Source organism: Phenylobacterium sp. (assembly GCF_037138395.1).
Lineage (GTDB): Bacteria > Pseudomonadota > Alphaproteobacteria > Caulobacterales > Caulobacteraceae > Phenylobacterium.
In genome coordinates this window covers 1-1,694 of record NZ_JBAXIM010000265.1, presented here as the reverse complement: position 1 = coordinate 1,694, position 1,694 = coordinate 1, and the positions used below count along the sequence as shown (strand labels likewise).

2 protein-coding genes are annotated in these 1,694 nt (G+C 67.1%); one reads left to right on the top strand and one right to left on the bottom strand.

Annotation, left to right across the window (positions count from 1 at the left end; all coding sequences use genetic code 11):
• Positions 1-1,220: NAD(P)-binding domain-containing protein (locus WCJ52_RS13080; protein WP_336903741.1), on the top strand; the 1,220-nt coding region annotated here is incomplete at its 5' end.
• Here WCJ52_RS13080 and WCJ52_RS13075 read toward each other — a convergent pair.
• On the bottom strand, positions 1,208-1,694 hold a 487-nt coding region (locus tag WCJ52_RS13075), incomplete at its 5' end, for a formyltransferase family protein (RefSeq protein ID WP_336903740.1). The two genes, WCJ52_RS13080 and WCJ52_RS13075, sit on opposite strands and share 13 nt — an antisense overlap.

Below are 1,694 nucleotides of genomic sequence, written 5' to 3'. Positions count from 1 at the left end.
ATGGCCACTCGGCCTGCTACCAGAGCCTGCACATCGATACGTCCAAGTGGCGTCTGGCCTTCGAGGACTATCCGGTGCCGGCGGGCTGGCCGGACTTTCCGCACCACAGCCAGCTGCTGCAGTACTTCAACGCCTATGTCGACCATTTCGGCCTGCGCGAGACCATCACCTTCAACACCGCCGTGACCCGCGCCGTGCGCGATGCAGATGGCCTCTGGAACGTCACGCTTTCGACAGGTGAAACAAGGCATTACGACATACTCTTTGTCTGCAATGGCCACCACTGGAGCCCGCGGACGCCGGACTATCCGGGTCATTTCGATGGGGTGTCCCTTCACTCCCACGCCTATCGCACGCCCTTCGATCCCGTGGACGTGCGCGGCAAGACCGTGGTGGTGGTGGGCATGGGCAATTCGGCCATGGACATCGCCTCGGAGCTGTCCCAGCGGCCCCTGGCGGGTCGGCTGATCGTCTCGGCCCGGCGGGGCGTCTGGGTCCTGCCCAAGTACATGAACGGCCGTCCGGCGGACAAGGCGGCCATGCCCCCCTGGATGCCGCGCAAGCTGGGCCTGGCCCTCGCCCGCCAGACCATCAAGAAGGCCCTTGGCGCCATGGAGGACTATGGCCTGCCCAAGCCTGACCATGAGCCCCTGGAGGCCCATCCTTCCGTCAGCGGCGAGTTCCTCACCCGGGCGGGCTGCGGCGACATCACCTTCCGGCCGGGCATCAAGGCCCTGGAAGGCCGGCAGGTGCGCTTTAACGACGACAGCGTCGAGGACGTGGACGTCATCATCTACGCCACCGGCTATGACATGAAGTTCCCGTTCTTCGAGGACCCGGAACTGGTCCCGGACTCCGAGCATCGCCTGCCCCTCTACAAGCGGATGATGAAGCCCGGCGTGCCCAACCTCTTCTACATGGGCCTGGCCCAGCCCCTGCCGACCCTTGTGAACTTTGCCGAGCAGCAGACCAAGTTCGTCGCGGCTTACCTTACGGGCCGGTACCTGCCCCCCTCGCCCGCCGAGATGGTGCGGATCACCGCCGAGGACGAGGCCCTGCACATGGGCCAGTACTATGCCTCCAAGCGGCATACGATCCAGGTGGACTTCGGCGTCTACTGCCAGGATCTGATGAAGGAAATCGAGCGTGGGGCCAAGCGCGCTGCGGCCGCTGGAAACCGCCTGCCGGTTTCCGCAAGGGTGCAGCTTCAGGACGCCTGATCGACGCGGAGGCGGCCTTCAGCCAGGTCGATCAGGGTCCGGGTCATGACCTCGGGTTCCAGGGCGGTGATGCGCTGCTCGAGGGTCTCCGCCGTCTCCCCGACCTCCACCGGCACCGGCCAGCGGCCGAGGACCCGCCCGTGGTCGTATTCGCCGTCGACCAGGTGGATGGTGACCGCGCTGGCGGGGACCTGAGCGGCGATGACGGCCTCGTGGACCCGGCGCCCGTACATCCCCTCCCCTCCGAAGGCGGGCAGGGGCCCGGGATGGATGTTGAGGATACGGTCGGGAAAGCGGGCCAGGACCGCGGGGCCGATGCGCCTCAGATAGCCGGACAGGACCACCCAGTCGGCGCCGGAGGCGACGAGGGTCTCGGCAAGTTGGTGGTCGGCGGCGTCTGGATCGGCGGCGGTATTGATGACCCGGTTGGAAACCCGCCGGTCGCGGGCGAAGTCCAGGGCCGGCGCCTTCGCC